At 73.4% G+C, this 25,232-nt stretch carries 21 protein-coding genes; 7 read left to right on the top strand and 14 right to left on the bottom strand.

Annotated features, from left to right (window positions below; genetic code table 11):
* Positions 1 to 14: 14 nt before the first annotated feature.
* Entirely contained in the window at positions 15 to 1,589 is a 1,575-nt protein-coding gene (locus ACZ7DE_RS17765) for an acyl-CoA carboxylase subunit beta (protein ID WP_470762816.1), read from the bottom strand.
* Between the two features lie 443 nt (positions 1,590 to 2,032).
* On the opposite strand from ACZ7DE_RS17765, the gene ACZ7DE_RS17770 reads away from it, so the two are divergent.
* Positions 2,033 to 3,115, top strand: a complete 1,083-nt coding sequence (locus ACZ7DE_RS17770; protein WP_470762179.1) for a S1 family peptidase — start codon at positions 2,033 to 2,035, stop codon at positions 3,113 to 3,115.
* A gap of 129 nt (positions 3,116 to 3,244) precedes the next feature.
* On the opposite strand, the gene ACZ7DE_RS17775 is transcribed toward ACZ7DE_RS17770, so the two are convergent.
* Positions 3,245 to 4,339, bottom strand: coding sequence for a DUF3533 domain-containing protein (locus ACZ7DE_RS17775; protein WP_470762181.1), 1,095 nt, complete (start codon positions 4,337 to 4,339; stop codon positions 3,245 to 3,247).
* A gap of 134 nt (positions 4,340 to 4,473) precedes the next feature.
* On the opposite strand from ACZ7DE_RS17775, the gene ACZ7DE_RS17780 reads away from it, so the two are divergent.
* The 3 genes from ACZ7DE_RS17780 (at position 4,474) to ACZ7DE_RS17790 (ending at position 10,020) form a co-directional block, all read left to right on the top strand.
* The gene (locus ACZ7DE_RS17780) at positions 4,474 to 8,013 is read left to right on the top strand and encodes a DNA polymerase III subunit alpha (protein ID WP_470762183.1); all 3,540 of its coding nucleotides are present in this window, start codon (positions 4,474 to 4,476) and stop codon (positions 8,011 to 8,013) included.
* Positions 8,010 to 8,978: a DNA polymerase Y family protein gene (locus tag ACZ7DE_RS17785; RefSeq protein WP_470762185.1), complete on the top strand. Its 969-nt coding sequence runs from the start codon at positions 8,010 to 8,012 to the stop codon at positions 8,976 to 8,978. The genes ACZ7DE_RS17780 and ACZ7DE_RS17785 overlap by 4 nt, the downstream gene beginning before the upstream one ends.
* A gap of 175 nt (positions 8,979 to 9,153) precedes the next feature.
* A complete protein-coding gene (locus ACZ7DE_RS17790) occupies positions 9,154 to 10,020 on the top strand; it encodes an esterase/lipase family protein (RefSeq protein ID WP_470762187.1) in 867 nt (288 codons plus the stop codon).
* Positions 10,021 to 10,094: 74 nt separating this feature from the next.
* Here the strand turns inward: ACZ7DE_RS17790 and ACZ7DE_RS17795 are convergent, their stop codons facing one another.
* Positions 10,095 to 11,105 (bottom strand): lytic polysaccharide monooxygenase auxiliary activity family 9 protein, encoded by a 1,011-nt coding sequence (locus ACZ7DE_RS17795; RefSeq protein WP_470762189.1) that lies wholly within the window; start codon positions 11,103 to 11,105, stop codon positions 10,095 to 10,097.
* A 190-nt stretch (positions 11,106 to 11,295) separates the two neighbouring features.
* On the bottom strand, positions 11,296 to 11,430 hold the full coding sequence (locus tag ACZ7DE_RS17800) for a hypothetical protein (protein WP_470762190.1): 135 nt from the start codon (positions 11,428 to 11,430) through the stop codon (positions 11,296 to 11,298).
* A 140-nt stretch (positions 11,431 to 11,570) separates the two neighbouring features.
* On the opposite strand from ACZ7DE_RS17800, the gene ACZ7DE_RS17805 reads away from it, so the two are divergent.
* Positions 11,571 to 12,185 carry a class I SAM-dependent methyltransferase gene (locus ACZ7DE_RS17805; RefSeq protein ID WP_470762192.1) on the top strand — a complete coding sequence of 205 codons (615 nt, stop codon included), beginning with the start codon at positions 11,571 to 11,573 and terminating at the stop codon, positions 12,183 to 12,185.
* Positions 12,186 to 12,194: 9 nt separating this feature from the next.
* Here the strand turns inward: ACZ7DE_RS17805 and ACZ7DE_RS17810 are convergent, their stop codons facing one another.
* Both ACZ7DE_RS17810 and ACZ7DE_RS17815 read right to left on the bottom strand, forming a co-directional pair.
* Positions 12,195 to 12,698 (bottom strand): ribonuclease FAU-1 family protein, encoded by a 504-nt coding sequence (locus ACZ7DE_RS17810; protein WP_470762194.1) that lies wholly within the window; start codon positions 12,696 to 12,698, stop codon positions 12,195 to 12,197.
* A complete protein-coding gene (locus ACZ7DE_RS17815; protein WP_470762196.1) occupies positions 12,679 to 13,608 on the bottom strand; it encodes a GNAT family N-acetyltransferase in 930 nt (309 codons plus the stop codon). Before ACZ7DE_RS17815 ends, ACZ7DE_RS17810 begins: the two co-directional genes overlap by 20 nt.
* A gap of 71 nt (positions 13,609 to 13,679) precedes the next feature.
* Between ACZ7DE_RS17815 and ACZ7DE_RS17820 the strand changes: the two genes are divergently transcribed.
* Positions 13,680 to 14,048 (top strand): GntR family transcriptional regulator, encoded by a 369-nt coding sequence (locus ACZ7DE_RS17820; RefSeq protein WP_470762198.1) that lies wholly within the window; start codon positions 13,680 to 13,682, stop codon positions 14,046 to 14,048.
* On the opposite strand, the gene ACZ7DE_RS17825 is transcribed toward ACZ7DE_RS17820, so the two are convergent.
* The 5 genes from ACZ7DE_RS17825 to ACZ7DE_RS17845 all read right to left on the bottom strand — a co-directional run bounded on the left by ACZ7DE_RS17825 (position 14,049) and on the right by ACZ7DE_RS17845 (position 18,706).
* Positions 14,049 to 14,822, bottom strand: coding sequence for a DUF72 domain-containing protein (locus ACZ7DE_RS17825; protein WP_470762200.1), 774 nt, complete (start codon positions 14,820 to 14,822; stop codon positions 14,049 to 14,051).
* 36 nt (positions 14,823 to 14,858) lie between these two features.
* Positions 14,859 to 15,953 (bottom strand): DUF5925 domain-containing protein, encoded by a 1,095-nt coding sequence (locus ACZ7DE_RS17830; protein ID WP_470762201.1) that lies wholly within the window; start codon positions 15,951 to 15,953, stop codon positions 14,859 to 14,861.
* Between the two features lie 145 nt (positions 15,954 to 16,098).
* A complete protein-coding gene (locus ACZ7DE_RS17835; RefSeq protein WP_470762203.1) occupies positions 16,099 to 16,884 on the bottom strand; it encodes a polysaccharide deacetylase family protein in 786 nt (261 codons plus the stop codon).
* A complete protein-coding gene (locus ACZ7DE_RS17840; RefSeq protein ID WP_470762205.1) occupies positions 16,881 to 17,879 on the bottom strand; it encodes a glycosyltransferase family 2 protein in 999 nt (332 codons plus the stop codon). The genes ACZ7DE_RS17835 and ACZ7DE_RS17840 overlap by 4 nt, the downstream gene beginning before the upstream one ends.
* Positions 17,876 to 18,706: a glycosyltransferase family 2 protein gene (locus tag ACZ7DE_RS17845; RefSeq protein ID WP_470762207.1), complete on the bottom strand. Its 831-nt coding sequence runs from the start codon at positions 18,704 to 18,706 to the stop codon at positions 17,876 to 17,878. Before ACZ7DE_RS17845 ends, ACZ7DE_RS17840 begins: the two co-directional genes overlap by 4 nt.
* Positions 18,707 to 19,223: 517 nt before the next feature.
* On the opposite strand from ACZ7DE_RS17845, the gene ACZ7DE_RS17850 reads away from it, so the two are divergent.
* A complete protein-coding gene (locus ACZ7DE_RS17850) occupies positions 19,224 to 20,030 on the top strand; it encodes an SGNH/GDSL hydrolase family protein (protein WP_470762209.1) in 807 nt (268 codons plus the stop codon).
* A gap of 15 nt (positions 20,031 to 20,045) precedes the next feature.
* Here the strand turns inward: ACZ7DE_RS17850 and ACZ7DE_RS17855 are convergent, their stop codons facing one another.
* The 3 genes from ACZ7DE_RS17855 to ACZ7DE_RS17865 are packed head-to-tail and all read right to left on the bottom strand — an operon-like array spanning position 20,046 to position 25,219.
* Entirely contained in the window at positions 20,046 to 21,677 is a 1,632-nt protein-coding gene (locus tag ACZ7DE_RS17855; RefSeq protein ID WP_470762211.1) for a serine/threonine-protein kinase, read from the bottom strand.
* A gap of 60 nt (positions 21,678 to 21,737) precedes the next feature.
* Positions 21,738 to 23,426 carry a nickel transporter gene (locus ACZ7DE_RS17860; protein WP_470762213.1) on the bottom strand — a complete coding sequence of 563 codons (1,689 nt, stop codon included), beginning with the start codon at positions 23,424 to 23,426 and terminating at the stop codon, positions 21,738 to 21,740.
* Entirely contained in the window at positions 23,423 to 25,219 is a 1,797-nt protein-coding gene (locus ACZ7DE_RS17865) for a tetratricopeptide repeat protein (RefSeq protein WP_470762215.1), read from the bottom strand. The genes ACZ7DE_RS17860 and ACZ7DE_RS17865 overlap by 4 nt, the downstream gene beginning before the upstream one ends.
* Between the last annotated feature and the right edge of the window lie 13 nt (positions 25,220 to 25,232).

Consider the following 25,232-nt stretch of genomic DNA (forward strand, 5'->3'; position numbering starts at 1 on the left):
GGCTCCTCACACGGTCAGAGCGGGATGTTGCCGTGCCGGCGCTCCGGCATCGGGGCACGCTTGCCGCGCAGCGCCCGCAGGGCACGGCAGATCTGGGCGCGGGTGTCGCGCGGGGCGATGACGGCGTCGACGTATCCCCGCTCGGCGGCGGGATAGGGGGTGCCGTGGGTGCTCTCGTACGCGGCGACGAGGCGGGCGCGCAACGCGTCGGGGTCGTCGGCGGCGGCGAGTTCACGCCGGTGCAGGACGCCGACGGCGCCCTCGGCGCCCATGACCGCGATCCGGGCCGTGGGCCAGGCGAAGTTGATGTCGGCGCCCAGGTGCTTGGAGCCCATCACCGCGTACCCGCCGCCGTAGGCCTTGCGCACCACCACGGTGACCTTCGGGACGGTCGCCTCGGCGTAGGCGTACAGCAGTTTGGCGCCGCGCCGGATGATCCCGGCCTGTTCCTGGCGGACCCCGGACAGATAGCCGGGGACGTCGGCGAAGGTCAGCAGCGGGATGCCGAACGCGTCGCAGAACCGCACGAAGCGCGCGGCCTTCTCGGAGGCGTCGATGTCGAGGACTCCGGCCGCGTGCAGCGGCTGGTTGGCGACGACGCCGACGGGAGCACCCTCGACGAGGGCCAGCGCGCACACGATGTTGGGCGCGAACAACTCCTGTACTTCGAGGAGTTCGCCGTCGTCGACGACGGCGCGCAGGATGTCGCGCATGTCGTAGGCCTGCGCGAGGCGGTCCGGCACGACGCCGTCGAGCGCCGAAGCGGCGGGCGCGGCCGTCGGCGCGTACCGCGGGGGCTGCTCGCGGTTGTTGGCCGGCAGGTAGGACAGCAGGTCGCGGACGGTGTCGAGGGCGTTCACCTCGTCGGCGGCGAGGAAGTGGGCGTTGCCGTTGACGGTGTTGCTGGCGCGGGCGCCGCCCAGCTCCTCGGCGGTGGTGCGTTCGCCGGTGACCGCCTGGATGACGTCGGGTCCGGTGACGAACATGTGCGAGGCGCCGTCCACCATCACGGTGAAGTCGGTGATGGCCGGCGAGTACGCGGCGCCTCCGGCGCACGGCCCCAGGACGACCGAGATCTGGGGGATCACCCCGGACGCCTGGACGTTGCGGCGCACCAGCTCGGCGTAGAGGGCGAGCGAGGCGACGCCCTCCTGGATGCGGGCGCCGCCGCCGTCGTTGAGGCCCACGACCGGGCAGCCGGTCTTCAGGGCGAGGTCCATCAGGGCGATCGTCTTCTCGCCGAACGCCTCTCCCATGCTGCCGCCGAACACCGTGGAGTCCTGGGCGAACACGCACACCGGGCGTCCGTCGACGGTGCCGTAGCCGGTGATCACCCCGTCGCCGTCCGGCCGGCGGGCTCCGTCGTCGGTGGGCCGCCCCCGGACGAACAGACCGGTCTCGGTGAACGAACCCACGTCCAGGAGCAGGTTGATCCGCTCGCGCGCGCCGTGCTCGCCGCGTCGCCGCGGCCCGCCCGGGGCCACTGCCCGGGCCCGTCGGCTCTCCAGTCCGGCGAGGCGTGCGGCGGTGCCGTCCGGCACCCGCGTCGCCGTCTCCCGCCCTCGGGATGTCGTCGCCTCTCGCGTCACAGCCACCTCCGAAAAGTGGCTTCGAATATGGCAGCGGGCAGGGAGAGGACCGAGGGGATCGCCGTTCTGTGTGCGCGAGATGAGTCTTCCGGGAACCGGGTTCGTCCCCGGGTGACAAGAGCGGCCGGCCGGGCCGCCGCGCACGGCACACGCCCCTTCGCGGCGCACGAGACGACGCACGAGGCGACGGACGAGGCGACGACGAAGCGATGACGAGGAGACGACAAGGAGACGGACGATGTGGTGAACGGGGTGGTGAACGGGGTGGTGAACGGGGGTGGTGAAGGAGTGGAGGGCGTACGGTGCCCACCCTGTGCGCTTCCCGAGGTCGACCTTGTGTGCTCTCTGTGAGGTTGGGAAGAGTGGGCGCCCTCCAACCATCCTTCCGGCCCGCTGCGGTCTTCGTCACCGTTGCGGGCCGACCCCCCACAGGAGGACCCGAGTTGAAGCATCGACGCATACCCGGCCGGCGGGCGGTCATGGCGGGCGCGGCCGTCACCGCGCTCGTCGCGGCCGGAGTCACCTTCCAGACCGCGAACGCCAGCGAGCCGGCGAAGCCCCCACAGCCCGCCGTCCTGTCGGCCCTCGCGGCCGGAAAGCTCGCCTCGACCCTCGGCGCGGACCTCGGCGACGACGCGGCGGGCACGTACTACGACGCCAAGAGCGGCAGCCTCGTGGTGAACGTCCTCGACGAGACGGCCGCGAGCGCCGTCGAGGCGGCGGGCGCCAAGGCCAGACTCGTCCAGAACACCCTCGCCGAACTGAACGGCGCCCACGCGACACTCAAGGCGGACGCGACCATCCCGGGCACCGCCTGGGTGACCGACCCGACCACCAACAAGGTCGTCGTGACGGCCGACCGCACGGTCTCCGACGCGGAGTGGGCCAAGCTCTCCAAGGTCGTCGACGGGCTCGGCGAGGTGGCCGAACTCCAGCGCACCAAGGGGGAGTTCAAGCCCTTCATCGCGGGCGGCGACGCCATCACCGGTGGCGGTGGGCGGTGCTCGCTCGGCTTCAACGTGGTCAAGGGCGGCGAGCCGTACTTCCTCACCGCCGGGCACTGCACCGAATCGATCTCCACGTGGTCGGACTCCTCCGGCGCCAGGATCGGCGCCAACGAGACCTCCAGCTTCCCGGGCGACGACTACGGCCTGGTCAAGTACACCGCCGGCGTGGCCCACCCGAGCGAGGTCGACCTCTACAACGGCTCGGCCCAGCGGATCACCGGCGCCGCCCAGGCCACCGTGGGCATGAAGGTCACCCGCAGCGGTTCGACCACGCAGGTCCACTCCGGCACGGTCACCGGCCTGGACGCCACCGTGAACTACGGCAACGGCGACATCGTCAACGGCCTCATCCAGACCGACGTGTGCGCCGAGCCCGGCGACAGCGGCGGCTCCCTCTTCGCGGGCAGCAGCGCCGTCGGCCTGACCTCGGGCGGCAGCGGCGACTGCACCGCCGGCGGGGAGACGTTCTTCCAGCCGGTGACGGAGGCCCTGTCGGCCACGGGGACGCAGATCGGCTGACCCGGCGCACGTGGAGGTCCCGCCCGCAACAATGGGGCGGGACCTCCTGCCGTCACGCCGTCACGCCGTCACGCCGTCACGCCACATTCCGTCACACGGCATCCCGTCACGCCGTCACGCCACATTCCGTCACGCCGTCACGCCGTCATGGCCTCTTGTCGCCTCCCCTCCGTGGTCGTCCGCCGTCTGCCGTCGGCTCCGCAGCACCGCCGTCAGCAGCGTGACGACTACCCCGGCGACCGCCCACGCCGACAGCACCAGCATCGACGCGGTCATGTCGTTGCCCTTGAAGTAGGCGATCGAGCGCGCCGCCCAGGTCCCGGCGCCCGGCGGCAGCGCCGGGCCGATCGCCCTCCAGAACGGCGGGAGCAGCGGGGGCGGCAGGGCGCCGCCCGCGCTGGGGTTGCCCAGGATCACCACGAGCAGGATGACCAGCCCGATGCCGGCCAGCCCGAAGACGCTCTGGAAGGCGAGCGTGGCCGCGCCCACCGCGAAGATGATCAGCGCGCCGAGCCCCCAGTAGGCCGCGAGGCTCCCCGGCAGGGCGCCCAGGACCGGCCCCACGATCAGGGCGCCGCCCAGTCCGCCGACGATCCCGACGACGGCCATGGCGAGCAGCCGGATCACCGCGCGCCGCGGGGTCGAGCGGCCCGCCCCCGAACTGATCACCATGATCGACGCGCACAGATAGCCGCCCACGCACCAGCCGACGGTCAGGTAGAAGGACGACAGCCCGTTGGCGTCCTCCTTGTCGGCCGGGATGACGTCGACGGTCCGCAGGGTGCGCGCCCCGGACTTCTCCAGGGCGGTGGTGAGCGTCACCAGGGTGGTGGCCAGCACCTTCCCGCCGCCGGTGGTCACCAGAAGGGTGTCGGCGCCGGCCGGGCCGATGATCAGGGCGCCGTCGATCTCCCGGTTCAGGATCTGTCTGCGGGCCGTCGCCGCGTCCGCCACGCTCCGCGGGTCCAGGGGATCGCCGGGCAGCCTCTCCAGCCGGGCCACCGTCTGCCGGGCGGCGGCCCCGGGCGCGACGACCCCGAAGGGCACGTCCTTGGGTTTCGGGTCGTGCAGCGCTCCCACGTAGGAGGCGATGAAGAGCAGATGGAGCGCGACCACGCCCGCGACCAGCAACGTGGCCCGCGGGGTGACGGCGTCCTTCACCTCGTCGAGGAAGGAGCCGCGCGAGGGGGCGCGGGGCGCGCCGGCGCCGGTGCTCTGTGTCATGTCCCCACGGTCCGGGGCGCGGGGTGTTTCCGCAGGTGGGGGGCGTCCGAACGGCTGTCGTACATACGTTCGGGATTTGGTCTATGGTGGGGGTGGGAGAGTTGGGAACTGATGTTCGATAGCGGGAGGTGCGGATGCCAGGGTTCACGCATCTGCACACCGTCTCCGGGTTCTCCCTGCGGTACGGGGCCTCGCATCCGGAGCGGCTGGCCGAGCGCGCCTCGGAGCGGGGCATGGACGCCCTCGCCCTCACCGACCGCGACACCCTCGCGGGCACGGTCCGCTTCGCCAAGGCCTGCGCGAAGGCCGGCGTGCGCCCGCTGTTCGGAGCGGACCTGGCGGTGACGGCGCCCGAGCGCCCGCGGGGCGACGCGTCCGTACGACGGGACCGCCGCCGGACCCCCGTGCGCGGCGGCGCCTTCGTCGACGAGTCGACGCCCCGCGTCACCTTCCTCGCCCGTGACGGCGCCCGGGGCTGGGCCGACCTGTGCCGGATCGTCACGGCCGCGCACGCGGGCGGGAGCGACGCGGGCGTCCCGGCGCTGCCCTGGGCCGACAACCACGGCGACGGCCTGACCGTCCTGCTCGGCCCCGCCTCCGACGTCGGCCGCGCGCTCGCCGCGGGCCGCCCGGACCGGGCCGCGAGGCTCCTCGTCCCCTGGCGGGAGGCGTACGGCGACGCCCTGCGCCTGGAGGCCGTCTGGCACGGGCGTACCGGCACCGGGCCCGGTTCCCTGCGGCTGGCCGCCCGCACCGTCGGCTTCGCCGCCGAACAGCGGATCCGGCCCGTGCTCAGCAACGCCGTCCGGTACGCCGACCCCGGCCAGGGGCCGGTCGCGGACGTCCTGGACGCGGCCCGCCGGCTCGTCCCCGTCGACCCCACGGGGGAACTGGACTCGGGCGAGGCCTGGCTCAAGGACGCGGGGGCGATGCTCGGGTCGGCGGAGCGGATCGTGGAGGCCGCCGGCTTCGGGCGCGACACCGCCCGCCGCCTGCTGGAGCAGACCGCGGCGGCGGCCGCCGAGTGCCTGGTCGACCCCGAGGACGATCTGGGCATGGGCGCCGTCCACTTCCCCGAACCGCACCTCGTCGGCGCGGACCGCCGCACCGCCCAGCGGACGCTGGCCTCGCGAGCGGCGGCGGGGATGGTGCTGCGGGGGTACGACCGGTCCGCCAAGGCGCGGCCGTACTGGGAACGGATGCACGACGAGCTCGACATCATCGCCCACCACGGCTTCGCCTCCTACTTCCTGACGGTCGCTCAAGTCGTGGACGACGTACGGAAGATGGGCATCCGGGTCGCCGCGCGCGGCTCGGGCGCGGGCTCCCTCGTCAACCACCTCCTCGGCATCGCCCACGCCGACCCCGTCGAGCACGGGCTGCTGATGGAGCGCTTCCTGTCCAGGGAGCGGGTCGTGCTGCCCGACATCGACGTCGACGTGGAGTCCGCGCGCCGGCTGGAGGTCTACCGCGCGATCATCGGCCGCTTCGGGGCCGAGCGGGTGGCGACGGTCGCGATGCCGGAGACGTACCGCGTCCGGCACGCGATCCGGGACGTCGGCGCGGCCCTGTCCATGGACCCCGCCGAGATCGACCGCATCGCCAAGTCCTTCCCGCACATCCGGGCGCGCGACGCCCGCGCGGCCCTGGAGGAGCTGCCCGAACTGCGGGCGCTGGCGGGGGAGAAGGACCGGTACGGGCGGTTGTGGGAGCTGGTCGAGGCCCTCGACGCCCTCCCGCGCGGAATCGCCATGCACCCGTGCGGGGTGCTCCTGTCCGACGCCTCCCTGCTCTCCCGCACGCCGGTCATGCCGACCAGCGGCGGGGGGTTCCCGATGGCCCAGTTCGACAAGGACGACGTCGAGGACCTCGGGCTGCTCAAGCTGGACGTGCTGGGCGTGCGGATGCAGTCGGCGATGGCGCACGCCGTGGCGGAGGTGGAGCGGGCCACGGGCGAGCGGATCGACCTGGACGCGCTGGAGGACGGCGACCCGGCGACGTACCGACTCATCCGGTCCACCGAGACGCTGGGGTGCTTCCAGATCGAGTCGCCGGGGCAGCGGGACCTGGTGGGGCGGTTGCAGCCGGCAGCCTTCCACGACCTCGTCGTCGACATCTCCCTGTTCCGGCCCGGTCCGGTCGCCGCCGACATGGTGCGGCCGTTCATCGAGGCCCGGCACGGTCGGGCGCCGGTCCGGTATCCGCACCCGGATCTCCAGGAGCCGCTGCGGGACACGTACGGCGTCGTCGTCTTCCACGAACAGATCATCGACATCGTCGCGATCATGACCGGCTGCGGGCGCGGTGAGGCGGACCGGGTGCGGCGCGGGCTGTCCGACCCGGAGTCGCAGGGGCGGATCAGGGTGTGGTTCGCGCAGCACGCGGCGGCGAGGGGATACAGCGCAGAAACGATTCAGCGGACCTGGGAGATCGTCGAGGCCTTCGGCTCCTACGGCTTCTGCAAGGCACACGCGGTCGCCTTCGCGGTGCCGACGTACCAGTCGGCGTGGCTGAAGGCGCATCACCCGGCCGCCTTCTACGCCGGGCTGCTCACGCACGACCCCGGGATGTATCCGAAGCGGCTGCTGCTGGCGGACGCGCGGCGGCGCGGGGTGCCGATCCTTCCGCTGGACGTGAACCGGTCGGGCGTCGCCCACCGTATCGAACTGGTGTCTGAATCGGCGGGTTCTCCAGGGCGTTGGGGGCTGCGGCTCGCCCTCTCCGACGTGCACGGCATCAGCGAGGCCGAGGCGGCACGGGTGGCGGACGGACAGCCGTACGCCTCGCTGCTCGACTTCTGGGAGCGGGCTCGCCCGAGCCGGCCGCTGGCCGGGCGGCTCGCCCAGGTCGGCGCGCTGGACGCGTTCGGCGCCAACCGCCGTGACCTGCAACTGCATCTGACCGAGCTGCACCGGGGCGCGCGCGGGGCGGGCGGCGGTCAGCTTCCCCTCGCGGGCGGGCGGAAGACCGCCTCCGCCGGGCTGCCCGACCTGTCCTCGGCCGAGCGGCTCAGCGCCGAGCTGGGCGTGCTGTCCATGGACGCCTCGCGCCATCTGATGGACGATCACCGCGCCTTCCTCGCCGAGCTGGGCGTGGTCTCGGCGCGGCGGCTGCGGGAGGCGCGGCACGGGGAGACCGTGCTGGTCGCGGGCGCCAAGGCGGCCACTCAGACCCCGCCGATCCGGTCCGGCAAGCGGGTCATCTTCAGCACCCTGGACGACGGCACCGGCCTGGTCGACCTGGCCTTCTTCGACGACTCCCACGACGCCTGCGCCCACACCGTCTTCCACTCCTGGCTGCTGCTGGTGCGCGGGGTGGTGCAACGGCGCGGTCCGCGCAGTCTCAGCGTGGTGGGGTCGGCCGCCTGGAACCTCGCCGAACTGCTGGAGGTGCGCCGGGACGAGGGGCTGGAAGGGGTCGCGGCCCGGCTTGCCGCCCCCGGCGGCGCCCCCGACGCGGACGCCGGCGGCGACGGCCCGGCGCGCAGCCGGCTCTCCGGTTCGGAGGGGCCGCCCGCACCGGCGGGCTCGGCCGCCCAGGACGCGATGGAGCGGCGTCGCATCCGCATGCCCACGGGGTACGAGATGCACCCCTGGGCCGATCTGCGCCCCGCGGGCGAAGGGCCCGCGGTGGGAAGGAAGTTGTGGCACCAGAGTCCGGGGAGTGCGGGATGACCATCCTCTGTGTACGTTTCCAGCTGTCTGCGACGCGCGAGGCCGCCCTGCCGACGCTGCTCGGGTTGCTGGAGGAGTTCACACCGGTCGTCGAGGCCTTGCCGCCGGACGGGGCGCTGGCCGATCTGCGGGGCGCCGAGCGGTACTTCGGGCGCAGCGCGGTCGAGTTGGCGTCGGTGATCCGGGTGCGGGCGCTCGCGCTGTACGGGGTGGACTGCGTGATCGGCGCCGGCCCCGGCCCGCTGTCGGCCCGCATGGCGCTGCGGGCCGCCCGGCCCGGGGTGACCAGCGCGGTCCCCGAGGGCGAGGTGCGGGAGTTCCTCGCCGGACAGCCCGTCACCGCCTTGCCCGGGGTCGGCACGGCGACCGCCCGCACGCTGTGCGAGTACGGCCTCGACACCCTCGGCGCAGTCGCTGCCGCGCCCCTGTCCACGCTTCAGCGCCTGGTCGGCGCGAAGGGGGGCCGGGAGCTGCACGAGAAGGCGAACGGCGTCGACCGCGGCCGGGTGGTGCCGAACGCCGTGTCGCGGTCGCTCGCCGCGGAACGCCCCTTCTCCCGCGATGAGTTGGACTCCGACCGGCACCGCCGCGCCCTGCTGTCGGCAGCCGAGGAGCTGGGTGTGCGGCTGCGCGCCGTGGAGAAGGTCTGCCGCACCCTGACCCTCACCGTGCGCTACGCCGACCGGTCCTCCACCACCCGCAGCCGCACCCTGAAGGAGCCGACCGCGCACTCGGCGGCCCTGACCAGGACCGCGTACGGCCTGTACGAGGCGCTCGGTCTGCAGCGCGCCCGGGTCCGCGCGGTCGTTCTGCGCGCCGAGGCCCTCGGCCCCGCCGAACATGCTTCCCACCAGCTCACCTTCGACCCGGTCGACGAGAAGGTCCGTCGTGTCGAGGAGGTGGCCGACCGGGTGCGGGCGAAGTTCGGGCCGGACGCGGTGAAGCCGGGGACGCTGGCGGCGTGACGGCCGGCCACGGGGGAGCCGCGGCGCCGTCGACTACCACTGGAAGTTTTTACTGACGCGTAACTTCACACTTCACTTACCCGCCCGTAACTTGACGAGTGAACAGCATCCTCGTGATCCGGATCACAGGGCGTAAGGCCATCGCACCTCCCTTGAGCCGCAAGGAGATCACACGATGCTGCCCTGGAAGCGCGTGCTCAGACCACTCGCCGCACTGCTGCTGGCCGCCGCGGCCGCCACCGTCCCCGCCACCGCCGTCCACGCCGACACCACCGCCGCAGCCCCCTCCAGCGGTTGGAACGACTACCGCTGCAAGCCCTCCGCCGCCCACCCCCATCCCGTCGTCCTGGTGCACGGCACCCTCGGGAACTCGATCGACAACTGGCTCGCCCTCGCCCCCTATCTGACGGTCCGCGGGTACTGCGTCTACTCCGTCGACTACGGCCAACTGCCGGGCGTTCCGTTCTTCAACGGCCTCGGTCCCATCGACGAGTCGGCGGGTCAGCTCTCCGCCTTCGTGGACAAGGTGCTCGCCGCGACCGGCGCCGCCGAGGCCGACCTCGTCGGACACTCCCAGGGCGGCATGATGCCGCGCTACTACCTGAAGTTCCTCGGCGGAGCCGCCAAGGTCAACGCGCTCGTCGGCATCGCCCCCGACAACCATGGCACCACGCTCGGCGGACTCGCCAACCTGCTGCCCTACTTCCCGTGGCGGCCGAGGACCTGCTCTCGGCCGCCACCCCCGGCCTCGCCGACCAGGTCGCCGGGTCGGCCTTCCTCACCCGGCTCAACGCGGGCGGCGACACCGTCGCAGGCGTCCGCTACACGGTCATCGCCACCAAGTACGACGAGGTGGTCACACCGTGGCGCAGTCAGTACCTCAGCGGTTCCGGCGTACGCAACGTCCTGCTGCAGGACCTGTGCCCGCTGGACCTCTCCGAGCACGTGGCGATCGGGCTGTTCGACCGGATCGCCTTCCATGAGGTGGCCAACGCCCTCGACCCGGCCCACGCCACCGCCACCACCTGTGCGTCCGCGCTGAGCTGACGCAGAATCGTTCCGCCGGGGCCTGACCGGCCTGAGCCGCCGGTCAGGCCCCGGAGTCGTGCGGGCGCCTCAGCGGCCCCGGCCGCCTGCCGCCGCCCGCCTGCGCACCGACGCGAACAGCAGCGCCGCGCCCAGCGCCAGGGCGGCCGCACCGCCCACGGCGAGATACGGCGCGCTGCCGTCGCCGCCGGTGCGCGCGAGTTTCCCGGCCGCGGCGGAGGCCGGGTCGGAGCCCGGTCCGGCCGCCTTCGGCTCGTTCGCCGCGGCCGCCCGGGGAGCGGACGACGAGCCGGCGGCCGGAGCGCCGCCCGGGTCCGTCGTCGTGGCGGCGTCGTCGTCGCCGTGGCCGTGGTGCTCGACCGTCGACTCGTCGGCGCCGTCCTCGATCTGCTCGTCGGAGGGCGCGGAGGCGGACGGCGCGGCAGTGGAGGGCGCGCCGCCCCCGCCGGCCGCGGCGAACGAGACGTCCGAGCAGGAGTAGAAGGCCTCCGGGCTGTCCGAGCGCTGCCACACCGCGTACAGCAACTGCCTGCCGGAGCGCTCGGGCAGGGTCCCGGAGAAGGTGTAGAAGCCGCCCGTCGCGACCGGGTCGACGGCCGTGGCCACCGGGTGCTCCAGATCCAGGTCGGACCAGCCCAGGGGCTCGGCCGGCCGGTAACCGGGCTTGGTCAGATAGACCGTGAAGGTGCCCTTGTGCGGGGCGGTCACGCGGTACCTGAAGGTGTACGGGCCGCTCTCGACGCCGGTGACGGGCCAGTCGGCGCGGGCCAGGTCCAGGCCCTTGAACTCCGCGTTGTTCGCGCTGCACAGCCTGCCGTCGGGGATCAGTTCCTGGTGGCGGCCGTTCGCGTCGCCGATGCGGATGCCGTTCCAGTCGTACAGCGCCTGCGTGCCCCCCGCCGCGACCGCGGCCCGGCAGGCGGCCGACCTCGGGCTTTCGGGGCCCTCCGCGTAGCACTGGGCGACCCGGCTGACCGGATCGCCCATCGAGCCGTGCGCGGCCGCGGGCGAGGCGGACAGCGCCGGCAGGGTCAGCGCAGCCAGCCCCGCGACGGTGACGGCCTTGCGGCGTGCGGGCATGGGGGATCTCCTCGGAACCGGAACGGGTGGCGACGACGGGTGCGCCGGAACCAAGGAAATCGTGAGAACGCCTGCTGGAGGCGGCCGGAGGCGATCTTTAGGGCCGCCTTAAGGAAGCGCTGAGCCTGAGATCAGGTACGTCGCGCCGTACGCGCGCGTGCGCCGGGTCCGACCGGGAGTCCCGCTCCGGTCAGCCGTCGGGCCACCACGTGCGCGCGATGTCCTTGCGCACCTCGGGGCGTCCGGCGGGCCGTTCGTCGGCCTCTTCGCGGATCCGGCGGGGGTCCGTCTTCTTCAGGGGCTTCTGCACGGTCGTACGGCGCATGGCTGCCTCCTAGAGGAACTACCGAGTTCCGCGATCTCACGGAGGTAGACCCTTTCGGGGAGAGTTCCTCATCGCCCCCCGGTCTGTCAGTGGCGGGTGTCACGATTCGAGTGTCAGTGGCAGGTGTCACTCTTGGGCACATGGTGAGAAAGAGTGACGAAACGACTTCGCCGCGTATCGACTGGAACGCGGCGGCGGCCGCCTTCGACGAGGAGCCGGACCACGGCCTGCGCGACCCCGAGGTGCGCTCCGCCTGGGCCCGGCGGCTACGCGACTGGCTCCCCGGACACGGCTGCGACCTGCTCGACCTCGGCTGCGGGACCGGCAGCCTGTCGCTCCTCGCCTCCGACCAGGGACACCGGGTGACGGGGGTCGACCTGTCCCCGGCCATGATCGACCTGGCCCGCGCGAAACTCGCCGGCCGTGACGCCGCGTTCCTCGTCGGTGACGCGGCGGCCCCGCCCGTCGGTGAGGAGCGCTTCGACGCCCTGCTCGTGCGCCACGTGCTGTGGACCCTGCCCGACCCGGCCCGCGTCCTGCGGCACTGGCGCGGCCTGCTGCGCCCGGGAGGGCGGTTCGTGCTGGTCGAGGGCGTGTGGGGGGACGTCGACCCGGTCGGCATACCGGCGGACCGGCTCACCGCCCTGCTGGCCCCGCTGGCCGGGCACGTGCACCTGGAGCGGCTGTCGCAGGACACGCCGCTGTGGGGCGGGGCGGTGGGCGACGAGCGGTACGCGGTGGTGGCCACGGTCTGAGGCGCCCCCTCACGCCAGCAGCGACTCCAGGCCGCCCTCGCCGGTGGCGAGCGCCTCCAGTTCGTCGAGGGCGGCCAGCGCCGCGGCGGCGGCCGCCGGGTCCCGCCGCGCGAGCCCGCTCTCCTCGAACTCGTCCTCGTCCAGCCGCCGGACGTCCGACCCGTCGGCGGAGCGCCACAGGTCCAGGTCGAGGTCCTCCACGACCAGTTCGGCGCCGGACAGCGTGGCCGGGCGGGTCACGTCGCAGTACCAGCCCTTCAGGGCGCCGGACGCGTCGCGGACCTCCTTCACGGCGTACCAGCGCTCACGCCAGTAGTACTCCGTGAAGACGTCGCCCGCCTCGAACCGGACGAAGCCGAAGTCGCGCACTCCCGACCCGGCCCAGGGGGCGCGCACCGCGATCCTGGCGCCGTCGTCGGACAGCAGCTCGGCCGCGTAACGGATCTTCGTCCGCCCGGCCTTGACCAGGACGACGTCCACCGAGCGCACCGGCTCAGCCGAGTTCGCGGACATACCGCACCTCCGTCGCGCAGATCTCGTATCCGAACCACCGGTTGATCGCGAGCATCGGCCCGTTGTCCGCGTCGTTGCCCGTGTACGCCTCCGTGTACCCCGCGGCGCGGGCGCGGTGCAGGGAGTCGTTCTTGACGAGCTTGGCCAGACCCCGGCCGCGATGGGAGCGGGCGGTGCCGGTCATGCCCGTGCCGTACCGGCCGGCGCCTTCGGTGTGGGCCACGCTGAAGGCGACCGGGCGGCCGTCGGCCACGGCGACCGAGGTCAGGTCCCGGTTCAGGTGGGGGTGCTTCCAGTACTCGTCGACCCAGGCCTCGTAGTCCGTGAACTCGGTGCCGATGTCGCCGGGTTCGTCCGAGCTCGCCTCCGTGTCCAGGACGAACAGCGGGCGCGGGTCGTCGGCGAAGTCCGCGGCGGTGCGCAACTCGACTCCGGGCGGCGGATCCTGCGGCGGCGGCAGCACGGCCCCGGCCAGATCCAGGCGCAGGAAGTGCGCGGAGCGGCTCGCCCGGTAGCCGTGACGCTCGGCGAAGGCCCGGTTGCCCGGCTCGTCCAGCACCCAGGCGAACAGCTTCGTCGCCCCGTGCGCCGCCAGGTGCTCCTCGGCCGCCCTCACCAGCAGCGCGCCCGCGCCGCGTCCGGTGTGCGCCGGGTCCACGTACACGTTGAGCGAGCCCTGGCCGGGCTCCGGGCTGTCGTGGGCGAGGCCCACCTGGGCCGTGCCGACGACCTCGCCGTCCGCCACGGCCACCAGCCTGCGGGCGTGGGCGTCGGGGTGGGACAGCGCGAGGCCGTGCAGCAAGGAGGCCGGACTGACGAACACATGGGGCAGCGCATGGTGCCGGACCCGGACGAAGCCCTCGATGTCGGCAGGCGCGTCGGGGCGCAGATCGCGCACGATGACGGTCATGTCGGGCCACGCTACGGACGGGCGGCGTTCGCGTGCCTCTCATTTTCCCGCGGGTGCGGGACAATCGGCCCGTGACCTTGAAGATCCATGTCGATGAGGGCGCCGCTCCGTACGAGCAGGTGCGCGCGCAGATCGCCGAGCAGGCCCGGTCGGGAGCGCTGCCGGTCGGCTACCGGCTGCCGACGGTGCGGGGGCTGGCCGAGTCGCTCGGCCTCGCCGCGAACACCGTCGCCAAGGCGTACCGGGCGCTGGAGACGGACGGCGTGATCGAGACCCGGGGGCGCAACGGCACGTTCGTCGCCGCCGCCGGGTCGGCCGCGGAACGGGAGGCCGCCGTCGCCGCAGGCGCCTACGCCGAGCGGGCGCTGCGGCTGGGGCTCACCGAGGAACAGGCCTCGGCCGCCGTGCGGGACGCCCTTCGGGCTGCCTACCGGGCGTGATCAGCCGCGCGTGGCGAGCGCGCGCGGCGTCCGCGTCGCCTTCAGGCCGGCCCGCTCCGCCGTCCTGCCGAACAGCGCCGCGTCCCCCACCGCCGCGCCGCCGGGGTCGTTGTTGAAGTAGGCGTAGACGTCGTCGCCGGCCGCCCAGGTCGTCGCGATGCGGTCGGCCCAGGTCTCCAGGGCGCGGTGCCCGTAGCGCGGCCACGGCCGGGCGCGGCCCTGGTGGAAGCGGACGTACCCCCAGTCGGCGGTGCGCCACAGCGGGGTGACCGGGCGGGACTGGACGTCGGCCCAGCACAGGGCCGCGCCCCTGGAGTGCAGCACCTCCCGCACCTCGGGGGTCCACCAGGAGTCGTGACGCGGCTCCACCGCGACGCGGGTGTCCGACGGGAAGCAGGCCAGACAGGCGTCCAGGAGTCCGGGATCGGCCCGCAGGGTCGGCGGCAGCTGGAGCAGGACCGGGCCGAGGCGGGCTCCGAGGCCGGCCGCGTGGGCCATCAGCCGGTGCACCGGCTCCTCGGGGTCGCGAAGCCGTTTGATGTGGGTCAGATAGCGGCTCGCCTTCACCGCCACCGTGAAGTCCGCGGGAACGCGTTCGGCCCAGGACGCGAAGGTGTCCCGGGACGGAAGCCGGTAGAAGGCGTTGTTGATCTCGACGGTGGCGAAGTGGGCCGTGTACTCCTCCAGCCACCGCCGCACGGGCACGTCGGCCGGGTACAGGACGCCCTTCCAGTCCTTGTACTGCCAGCCCGACGTGCCGACGTACAGCGTCATACCTCCATCAAAACACCCGGACGCCGTCGGCGTGCCTCACAGGTACAGCCCGGCGTCCGCCCCGCCCCGCGGCTCCGGCAGCGAGGTGGGGGAGACGCCCCGGCGCAGCGCGTACAGCTCCGCCAGCGTGGCGCCCTCGCGGCCGACCCCTTCCTCCGTGCCCAGCCAGTCCACCGCCTCCCGGCGGGTCAGCGGGCCGACCTCGACGCGGGCCAGACAGCGGCCGGGACGTACGACGGCCGGGTGCAGACGCTCCAGGTCCTCGTTGGTCGTGACCCCCACCAGGACGTTGCGGCCCTGTCCGAGGAGGCCGTCGGTGAGGTTCAGCAGCCGGGACAGGGCCTGGCCCGCCGTGTGCTTGGCCTCGCCCCGGATCAGTTCGTCGCAGTCCTCCAGGAGCAGCAGCCGCCAGCGGCCCTTGCCCGGGCCGTCCTCCTCGCCGATCGCGATGTCCATCAGATAGCCGACGTCGGAGAAGAGCCGCTCGGGGTCCAGGACGCAGTCCACCTGGCACCACTCGCGCCAGGAGCGGGCCAGCGTGCGCAGCGCCGAGGTCTTGCCGGTGCCGGGCGGGCCGTGCAGCAGGAGCAGCCGGCCCGCGATGTCCTGCGGGGTCGTCGCCATCAGGCGGTCCATCGCGTCGGCGACGGGAGCCGTGTAGTTGGGGCGCACCTCGTCCCAGGTGCCCGCGGAGATCTGGCGGGTCGTGCGGTGCGGGCCGCGCCGCGGGGAGACGTACCAGAACCCCATGGTCACGTTCTCCGGCTGGGGCTCGGGTTCGTCCGCAGCGCCGTCGGTGGCCTCGTCGAGCACCTTGGCGGCCAGTTCGGCGGTGGTCGCGGTGACCGTCACGTCCGCGCCGCGGTTCCAGCGGGAGATCAGCAGCGTCCAGCCGTCGCCCTCGGCCAGGGTGGCGCTGCGGTCGTCGTCGCGGGCGACCCGCAGCACGCGGGCGTGCGCGGGCAGCAGGGTCGCGCCGGAGCGTACGCGGTCGATGTTCATGGCGTGCGAGTACGGCTGCTCGCCGGTCGCGAAGCGGCCGAGGAACAGCGCGTCGACGACATCGGACGGAGAGTCGGAGTCGTCGACGGTGAGCCGGATCGGCAGAGCGTCCTGTGGCTGGGCAGACATGCGGCCATGATCCGCCACCGGGGCCCCGTGCGCACCCGGTTTCCGCAGTGCGCGTGGTGTGTCGGGTGTGTCGGGTATGCCGGACGTCCCCGGCGGTCCGGGCTCGCGCCGAGCGGCCCCGACGGGCTTCGCCGGGGCCACCCCCTCACACCAGCCGCTGGAGTCGCCGGGTCCTGCGGACCATGGCGTACCCCTTGGTCAGCGCCCGGTCCCTGGCGAACGTACGGCCGACCGTCCGGCCGTCGAGAAGCCGTTCGAACTCCGCCGGGCCGGTGGCCCGCCGTACCGTCACCCGGCGCAGGGCGTACGGCCCTTGGGCGCGACGGGCGAGGGCGTTGCCCACGGCGAGCGCCTGGGTGAACCCGTGGGCGCGCACCGCCGCCCGCACCCGGCGGCTGGAGTAGCCGTAGGGGTAGGCGAACGACACCGGCGGCGCGCCGAGTTCGTCGGCGACGATGTCCCGGCAGCGCACCAGTTCGGCGCACAGCCGGGCGTCGTGGAGTTGGTCGAGCTGCGGGTGGGTGTGGCTGTGGCCGCCGATCTCGACGCCGTCGTCGGCCAGTCGGCGCACCTGCCGCCAGTCCAGCATGGTGTCCAGCGCGCCGCCGGTCTCGTACGCGCCCCTGATCCAGCCGGTGGACACGAACAGCGTGGCCGGGAAGCCGAACCCGGCCAGCGCCGGGAGGGCGTGCCGGTGCACGCCCTCGTAGCCGTCGTCGAAGGTGATCAGGACCGGACGGGCCGGCAGCGGCCGGTCCGCGCGCCAGCGGGCCGCCAGGTCGGCCGTGGTGAGCGGGGTCAGACCGCGGTCCGCGATCACCGCCATCTGCTGGGCGAACGCCTCGGGGGCGACCGAGAGCGTCCGGGTGGCGTCGCTCGGGTCGGCGGCGACCGAGTGGTACATGAGGATCGGCACGCGCGCCTGCGTCATGCGGCCCGCTCCACTTCGTCCGGGGAGATCGGCACCACGGCGAACGTCGTTCCCGCCCGCCGCGCCCGCACACTGCCGACCACGTACCCGCCGGCCGCCGTCAGCACCCCGGCGACGATCGTGCCGGCCCGCCGGGCCCCGCCGGGCCGGGCCAGCACCAGGTCGCGCAGCCCGCGGACCACACCGGCCGGCAGCACACGCGTGGCGTAACGGCGTTCGGACTCCAGCCCCTTGCCGGCCCCGACACTGCGGGCGACGAGCGCCTTGGACAGCCCCTCGGCGTAGGTGCGGGTGCGGAAGTAGCCGAAGTGCTCGCGCGCCTCGGGCACCTTGTGGTGGATCACCGCGCGGTCGTCCATCAGCAGGATCGCGTCGGGTCTCGCGCGGCTGAGCCGGATGCACAGGTCCGTCTCCTCGCCGCCCATCGGGCGCTTGCTGCCGTCGCGTCCGATGCCGGTGGCGAAACCGCCCACGAAGTCGAACGCGGCGCGCCGGAAGGACGCGTTCCCGCCGAGGATGTTGCGCACCCGGACCCGGCCGGGCGGCAGACCCCGGTAGGAGCAGCCCACCACCCAGTCGAACTCCTCGGGGAACCACGCGGGCCGCCGTCCGGAGGACCACACCGGCACCGCCCGGCCGCCCACGGCGAGGACCCGGGGGTCGGAGTACGGGTCGGCGAACCGGCGCAGCCAGTCCCGCTCGGCGACGGCGTCGTCGTCGAGGAACGCGATGACCTCGCCGTGGGAGGCCGCGATGCCGGTGTTGCGGCCCGCCGACAGGCCGCGCGGGCCCGCGTTGGGCAGCACCCGTACGTCGTCCCCCTCCTTGTACTCGGTCCTCAGCCGGTCCAGGAGCGTCGGGTTGTGGTCGACGACGAGCAGGGTCTCCAGGGCCGGATGGGTCTGCGACCGCACCGAGGCGACCGCCGCGAGGATGTCCTCCCAGCGGTCCTCGGTGTACACACAGATGACGACGGAGACGTCGATCGCGCTCAAGACGCCTCTCCCCGGCCCGAGTCGAGCATCGGCGAGCGGCGGTCCAGGCGGCGCAGCGCACGCCGGTTGGACCGCTCCTGGAGGATCACCCGCAGCACGCGCAGCCCGTCGCGGACCGCGCGCAGGTTGCTGACGCCGTGGATGCGCAGATACTCGTGGCTGGGGATCTCCTGCACCTTCAGGCCCGCCTTGACGACCCGGATGTTCATCAGGGTCTCGACCTCGAAGCCCGTGCAGTCCAGCTCGATCTTGTCCAGACAGTGCCGCCAGAAGGCGTTGTACCCGTAGCACAGGTCGGTGTAGCGGGCGCCGAACTTGCGGTTGACGACGGCGCACAGCGCCCGGTTGCCCAGCCGGCGGACGAACGTCATGTCGTCGGTGCCGCCGCCGTTGGCGAAGCGGGAGCCCTTGGCGAAGTCCGCGCCCGAGACGAGGGCGGAGACGTACGAGACGATCTCGTTGCCGTCGGCCGAGCCGTCCGCGTCGACCATCACGATGATGTCGCCGCTGCACGCCTCGAAGCCGGTGATCAGGGCGTCGCCCTTGCCCCGGCCCTGCTGTCCGACGACCTTGACGCCCGGCCACAGGTCACGTGCCACCTTGACGGTGTCGTCGGTGGAGTTGCCGTCGACCAGGACCACTTCGTGGATCCAGTCCGGCAGGGTCCTGAAGACGTACGGAAGGTTCTCGGCCTCGTTCATCGCGGGAATGACCACGCTCACCGGTGGCGCGATGGCCAGGTGGGAGGAGATCGGCCGGTACGTGCCGGCGGTCGACGGGCCTTGGAGATCCTCGCCCGAAGTCGCCGGCTGCAGAACGGAACTCATGCGTCGTGTCCCTCTCGTCCGGTGGGCCGCCCGCCCCTGGGCGGCCCGGAATCCACGTCCGGTTCGAAAGGGGGGTTGTTTCCCACCCGTGGCGGAGTGCTCTCCGCGCCTGTCAGGTGAGTTGGCAGAACTGACCGGCCACCGGCCGAAGACGGCAGCCGACCGCGCGGCACGGCCCGATCGCCCATGCGGCCATCGAGCTCGGCACCCCCCTACCGCGCTCCCGCCCCGGATTCCGCCGCGGTCCCTGAGCCCTCCCCTGGAGCCGATGCCGACGGTCCGATGCGAGTGAGATGTATGACGGTATTGATGATTAAGCCCGGATGGCAAGCCCTTGACGGTCCTCTCACCTTTTTGTTCGTTTGACCGTTACACAACGGTGCGTCCCGTTGGCAGGAACGGACACAGGTGCTCCCCGGTGGCCGCAGAGGCGTCGAAAGTCTTGGCATGGACACTTCCCGTCAATGCGCGTAGTTGCTACGACAGTTGTGGCAGAGAACCTGCTAAAGGAGGTTCCATGAGACGTTCCCGACTTGTCGTATTCATCAGCTCGGTCCTCCTCGCCCTCGGCACCGCCCTCACCGGGGCGGCCACCGCGCAGGGAACCCAACTCGCCGCCACCGGCGGCTATGTGGCCCTCGGCGACTCCTACTCCTCCGGCGTCGGCGCGGGCAGCTACATCAGCTCCAGCGGCGACTGCAAGCGCAGCACCAAGGCGTACCCCTACCTCTGGAACGCCGCCCACGGCCCCGCCTCGTTCACCTTCGCGGCTTGCTCGGGAGCCCGTACGGGTGATGTTCTGGCGAGTCAGCTCGGCGGCCTGAGCTCCTCGACCGGCCTCGTCTCCCTCACCGTCGGCGGCAACGACGCGGGCTTCGCCGACGTCATGACCACCTGCGTCACCGGCTCCGACACCACCTGCCTGAACCGCATCGCCACGGCCAGGGCCTACGTCGACTCGACACTCCCCGGCAAGCTGGACGGCGTCTACTCGGCGATCCGCTCCAAGGCGCCCAACGCGCGCGTCGTCGTCATCGGCTACCCCCGCTTCTACCAGCTCGGCACGGTCTGCCTGGGCCTGTCCGAGACCAAGCGCTCCGCCATCAACAACGCGGCCGACTATCTCGACGCCGCCGTCGCACGACGCGCAGCCGCCCACGGCTTCGTGTTCGGTGACGTCCGCACCCCGTTCGGCGGCCACGAGATCTGCTCCGGCAGCTCCTGGCTGCACAGCCTCAACTGGCTGAACATCGGGGAGTCCTACCACCCGACCGCGTCCGGTCAGTCGGGTGGCTACCTGCCGGTCCTCAACGGCGCGGCCTGACGCTCGCCGTCCGGTTCACTCGGACGGCGAGGGCGAGGGGGAGGTCCCGGTCGACGGGGCCTCCGACTCGCAGGTGACCGAGAACGGCACCGAGTCCGACGTCACCTTCACCGGGTCCCGCACCTCGACGCCGATGGCGTTCTCGTGCGTCCCGCTCTCGGCGTACGTCGACACGATCACCTTGTCCTGCTTCGACTTCCCGCCCCCCGACGGGAAGTCGAGCGTCTTCCAGGTCTGCCCGGACAGTTCGCCGTCCCGCGACACCCAGCGGTAGGACACCGTCGCCGGCAGCCGCCCCACCGTGATCGTCGCCGTGAAGGCGGGCGCCTCGGCGTCCGGCGGCGGACACGTGCCGGAGTAGTCCGTGTGCGCGCCGACGACGCTGACCGAGACGGTCTGCTCGGGGGCGGCGGAACTGGGGCTCTCGCTCGGGCTCGGGCTCGGTTCCTCGCCGTCCGTCTCGCTCGTCTGCTGCTGCTGCTGCGGCGCCGGCGAACTCACCGCCTGCGAGGCGCTGTTGGTGACCCCGCCGGAGCCGCCCCCGTCGCCGTCGTCGTCGTTCAGCAACCCGTACGTCAGCCCGGCGACCGCCAGCGCCAGCGCCGCCACCCCCGCGAGCAGGACGACGCCGGTGCGCCGGCCCCGGTCCGGCTCCGTCGAGGAGGTCGTCGCCGGGGCCGCCGTCCAGGGCTGGGGCGGAGTCGCGCCCTGCGACGCGTGGCCGAAGGGCTCGGCGGGGGTCGCCGCCGTCGGCGGATACGGTGCGTACGGCGCCCCGCGGACCGTGTCCGCACGGGGGACGCCACCCCCGGAGGGGGTACCCCCGGCGGCGATCAGCCGCAGGTCCTGCTCGGCCCGGTCGGCGGGCAGCCGCTCGGCCGGGTCCTTGCGCAACAGCCCCTCGATCACGGGCCCGAGCGGCCCTGCCCGGCGCGGCGGCGGCAGCTCCTCGTCGACGATCGCGCGCAGGGTGCTCAGCGGAGTGTCGTGCCGGAAGGGCGAGTTGCCCTCGACCGCCGCGTACAACAGCACGCCCAGCGACCACAGGTCAGACTCGGGCCCCGGCGTACGCCCCAGCGCGCGCTCCGGCGCGAGGAACTCGGGAGAGCCGATGACCTCGCCGGTCATGGTCAGCGCCGAGGTGCCCTCGACGGTCGCGATGCCGAAGTCGGTGAGCACCACCCGTCCGTCGTTCGACATGAGCACGTTCGCCGGTTTGACGTCCCGGTGCAGCACGCCGGCCTCGTGCGCGGCCCGCAGCGCGGCCAGCACCTCGGCCCCGATGTGTGCGGCCCGGGCCGGCTCGATGGGCCCCTCCGCGTCGAGCAGGTCGGCGAGGGAGATGCCGTGCACGATCTCCATGACGATCCACGGCCGGCCGTCCTGCGTGGCCACGTCGTACACCGTGACGACGTTCCGGTTCGCGACCCGGGCCGCGGCCCAGGCCTCGCGCTCCAGCCGGGCGTACAGCCGCTCGACGTCCGAGGCCGCCAGCCCGTGCGGCGCACGCACCTCCTTGACGGCGACCTCGCGGTGCAGCACCTCGTCGCGGGCCCGCCACACCGTCCCCATGCCGCCCTCGCCCAGCGGGGTCAGCAGACGGTAGCGGCCCGCAATCAGACGTTCACTGCCCGGTTCTTCGGACACCGCGCCCCCATTTCGCTCTTCGCATCCGGGCGAAAACCTCCGCAACTCCACAAACGTAGCTCAGCCGAGAACGGATGCGGCCCCCTTGAGCACCAGTCCGGCGCCGAGGGCCACCACCAGGAACGCGGACCACAGGGGCATGTTGCGGCGCACGAGCGTCACGGCCGGGTGGGTGGTCCAGCGTGGCTGCCGGTCCAGCAGACGGGTCGCCCCCGCGCCGAGCCTGACCACGGCGAACCCGGCGGCGGTGAGGGTCAGCGCGAGGCCGACGCCGTACGCGACGACGAGCAGCAGCCCGAACCAGGCCTGCCCGAGTGCGGCCGCGCCGACCAGCACCACCACCGCGGACGGGCTGGGCACCATGCCGCCGGCGAAGCCGAGCAGGATCGTGCCGCGCAGGGTGGGGGCGACGGCGTGGGTGTGCGTGTGACCGCCGTGGGTGTGCGTGTGGGTGTGGCCGTGATCGTGACCGTGACGGTGACCGTCCTCGTGGTGGTGGTCGTGGCCGTGGTCGTGGCCGTGCCCGCGGTCCTGGTCGTCGTCGTGGTCGTGATGGGCATGGGTGTGCGGGGTGGGGGCTCCGACGAGGGCGAGTTGACGGTCCGGCGTTTTCGCGGGCTCGTGCGGGTGGGAGTGACCACCGTGCGGGTGCGGGTGCGGGTGCGGGTGCGGGTGGGGATGGGTGTGTCCGTGGGGGGTGCCAGGGCCGCGGCCGCGCCAGGCTCGGCGTGCGAGCGTCGCGCCCGCGAACAGCACCAGCGCGCCGCTCGCCAGTCCCAGCCAGGCGATCACCGAGGGCGCCGCGGCCGAACCGGCGGTGACGAGCAGGCCGAGGGCGACGACGCCGAGCGTGTGCGTGACGGTGACGGACGCGGCGAGGGGGAGAACGTCCTTCATCCGTGCCCTGCCGCCCCGGGCGGCCGCCGTCGCGGCCATGATGGTCTTGCCGTGGCCGGGGGCGACGGCGTGCATCGCGCCGAGGCCGACGGCGATCACCAGCGCCAGCGCGGCGAAGCCGAGGGTGAGGTCCTGCCGGGCGACCAGTTCGTCCAGGGCCCGCGTCCAGCGGTCGGCGCCACGCGGCAGCACCGAGGCGGCCGGAGCGTCCCGGCCGTCCTCGACGAGCGCCGCGCCACCGGGCCGCACCGTCAGGGACGCGGTCGAGGTGTCCGCCGGGGAGGAGAGCAACTCCTTGGGATAGCCGGTGAGTTCGCCCGACACGGACTTCTCCGGAACGTCGGAGTCGGCGAGCGTCATCCGGTCCCCGCGGGCGGTGATCTCACGCCAGCCGGGTCCACTGGAGGCACCCTCGCTGTGGAAGCCGACGGAGACGGTGTCCCCGTCGGCCGCGTCGGGCAGCGGGGCGGTCAGCCGGCACTCGACGCGGAGCGTGTCGAGTCCCGCCTGACCGGGGCGTACGACCGCCTTGCTCGCGCCCGCCGTGAGGGGCACGGCACGGCCGTCGACGGTGAGCCTGCTGCCGGAGGCGGCCGTGGCACAGCGCTCCCGGGCCCAGGCGTTCATCCCGAGCCGTTCGATGTCGGGCTTCGCCTGGGTCGCCGGAATCTCGGCGAGGTCCTCGACGTGGTCGACGCGCAGTTGTCCCGGGGCGGCGACGAGGCCGTCGTAGCGGTTGACGGTGAAGTTGCCGAGGGGGTGCGCGCTCGCGGCGGCGGAAGGAACCAGAACGAGCGCGCACCCGGCCGTGAGAACGGCCGCGCAGGTGGCGAAGAGCCGACGGGTCATCACTTGCTCGCCTCCAGCGTCTTGAGTGCCGTGCGCGCCTCGCGGGCGCCCAGCGGGGAGAAGCCGGGGTTCAGCTTCAGGGCGGCGGTCAGGTGGGTACGGGCGTCGTCGGGGTGACCGGCCGCCTTCTCGATCACACCGCGGTGGTAGAGGAAGGACGCGTTGCGGTAGCCGGTGGCCGTGGCCTGCCGGGCGTAGGGGAGGGCCTCGGCGTCCTTGCCGTTGACGTGCAGGGCCCAGGCGAGGGCGTCCGCCGTGTGCACGGTGTGGCGGCGTGACCAGTCGTCGCGGGCCGCGCGCAGGGCCGTCGCCCTGTCGCCGTGGTCGGCGGCGGCGAGCGCGGTGTCGAGGTCGGCGTTGACGCCGTTGGCGCGGGCGATCGCGGTCCAGGCGTCGACGAGCGCGTACTGGTCCTGGGCCTTGGCCCTGTCGCCCTCGCCGCCCCGGGCCTCGTACAGCTCACCGAGCTCGACCAGCGGGCCGGGGAGAGGGTAGCGGGCCACGATGAGCTCCAACCCCTCGACGGCCTCGGCCTGTTGACCGCCGGCCGCCTGGGCGCGGGCCCGGCCCTCCAGCGCGGGGAGGTAGTTCTCGTCGGCGGCGAGGGCGCGGGCGTAGTGGGTGAGGGCGGTGGGGTAGTCGCCCTGGTTCCAGGCGAGCTGGCCGAGCTGGGCGGCCACGTAGGCGATGTCGCCGGGCGAGCTCGACGCGGCGAGCGCCCGTTCCAGGACCCGGCGGGCGGTGGCGACGTCGCCTCGCAGTTCGTGGACGTAGGCGTAGCGGGTGAACACCGGTACGCCGGGCCGCCGTTCGTCGGCCGTCTTGACGGCCGCCTCGGCGTCGGCGTAGCGGCCGAGTTCGACGAGGGCGTCGATACGCGAGCACAGGGCGCGTTCGTTGTAGGGGTTCTGCTTCAGCGCCTCGTCGGCGAGCTTCAGGGCGTTCGCGAAGTCGTGCCGGGCGGCGGCGAGGGCGGCCCGGCCGGCCAGCGCCTGGTCGTTGTCGGAGCGCAGGGAGAGGGAACGCTTCAGAGCCTGCTCGGCCTGCGGGTAGCGGGAGGGGTCTCCCTTGGTGCGGGCCTGCTCGACGTAGGCGAGCCCCAGAGTGGCCCAGCTGCCGAAGTCCCTCGGCTGAGCGCGGAGATGGGCCTGCAGTGCGGTGATGCCCGAGTCGAGGTCTCCGCCGGCGAGCAGGCCGGGAGAGACCGCCGCGGCCGTCGCCACGGGCATGTCCTGGCCGTCGCGCACCGCCCCGAGGGCGATCGCCCCGGCGGTCAGCGCCACGGCCAGCATGGCGGCGCAGGCCCCGAGTTGGGCGGCCCGCCAGCGACGCCCCGCGGCCCCGACCCGACGAACGGCGGCGACCCGGTCCTCGTCGTGGGCGGCGGCGTTGCCGGCGGTGGCGGTGGCCACGGCGGCGACAGGCGTTTGGGGGCCCGTGGCCTTCGAGGCGTCGGTGACTTCCGCCCCCGCCGAGTCGCCCACAGGGGTGGCGCCCCCGGAGGCGGTGTTCCCGCGCGCGGTGTCCGTGGGCCCGGTCTCCGCCGGGGCCTTCACGGCTTCCTTCCGCGTCAGGTCGTCCCGGGCGGTCGTGTCCTCGGCAGTCGCGTCCCCGATGGCCGGTTCCGGCTCGGTGTCCCCGGCGACGGTGCTTTCGGGCTTCGCCTCGACCACGTCGCCCACGAGGGAGGCGCCCTCGGGCGCCCGCCCGGAGTCCGGGACCGGTTGATCAGAAGCCGCTGCCGGCCGGCCGGAGGCCGCCCGCTCCGGTTCGCCGTCGTTCGTCCGCGGGGACATGCCCTCTCCTAGG

The organism is Streptomyces sp. NPDC037083, from assembly GCF_055606485.1.